Here is a 1369-nt window from a genome sequence, read left to right on the forward strand (position 1 = left end):
AAAGATACGAAAACTTTACGACATAACGAAGCCCTGGCTTGAGAAAGTCGGGGCTTTGATATAAAAAAAGGATGTGCCTATTTTGACACACCCTCGTTACAACTCCTAAGCTGTCAATCGTGAATTGCCTCAGAATTTTCAACTTTCTCTAATTAAGAAAGCAATTTTGAATTATGAATTCTGAATTATTAATTGTCAACTGTGAATTGTCAACTCTCATTCGCCAAGAACCGTCTTTACCGCCTCTTTAATGCCAGCCATATTGCTGCGCGAAACAGGCAGAGCGTCGTTGCAATGCTTTATTACGAGCTGCATTGCGCCACCCTTTGATATTATCTCATCGACCTGACAGAGATTCACGATGAAGGCGCGATGACAGCGCACAATCATCGGATAGGCGGCAAGCTTCTCCTCAACCTGCTTCGATGTGGTGCGGAGCATATCAACCTGCTGCCGTCCGTCGTGCCACTGAAAGACTTTTACATAGTTGCCAACCGCCTCTACATAAAGCAGATTCTGAATACTGAGCGTTACCGACTCGCTTGTGGAGCCAGAAAGCGTTATCTCATCGGCAGGCTGTGACGGTGCCGACGACTGCTGAGCCTCATCGCTAACAACGGCAGCATCGGCAGCAAGAGATGTCTCGACATTCTTGGCGCGCTGCTCTGCCATCTGATGCAGTTTCTGAAGTTGCTCGTTGAACTGTCGGGTTTCTTCGAGTTCGCTTTTAAGGTAACGGCTGCGGAACTTGAATCGCCAATATATTCCGATGGCAAAAGAACTGAAAGCCACGATGCCAAGCGTGTCGAGAAAGTTTGCCCACGACAACCGGTTGCCCTCGATGCGACTGCTAAGCATGAAATGGCGATAGAGACACACCATGAGCGAAACAAGCAGCGTGTTTACCACCTGAAACCTAAGATTCCGGCGTATGATGTACTCAACGCCACGCTCGTTAGTATGCGGCATTCTGAATAGATACTCAACCATAGCCTCGGAAACCAAGCACACCAAGAAGCCTAACAGCCACAACGCAACCAGATGGATACAAGCCTTCCATTGCCATGCACCCAACCCGAAGGGCTTGAAAATTGCCATCGAGAACACAAAAAAACTTACGCTTACTATGCGTACCTTCAAAACTTCTTTCTTGCCATTAGTCATAAGGCCACAAAATTATAACTTATCTGTCAAAAAAACAAGTCATTTATCAGAAAACAAGCGGTTTCCCAAATATATTTCTATCGGCAAAGACTATACAAAAGTGAAAAATGAAAAATCGAGTAGGAGGTAAACACTAATCACAGGTGTTTATCTCCTGCTTTCATGTTTACCGACCTCTCACACCACCGTACGTGCCGTTCGGCAT

General features: G+C 45.9%; 1 protein-coding gene. It reads right to left on the reverse strand.

The features are described 5' to 3' along the window. Nucleotides 1-216: 216 nt before the first annotated feature. On the reverse strand, nt 217-1164 hold the full coding sequence (locus T538_RS0113765) for a LytTR family transcriptional regulator DNA-binding domain-containing protein (protein WP_031534620.1): 948 nt from the start codon (nt 1162-1164) through the stop codon (nt 217-219). Between the last annotated feature and the right edge of the window lie 205 nt (nt 1165-1369).

Source organism: Bacteroides sp. Ga6A2, assembly GCF_000702225.1.
GTDB lineage: Bacteria > Bacteroidota > Bacteroidia > Bacteroidales > Bacteroidaceae > Ga6A1.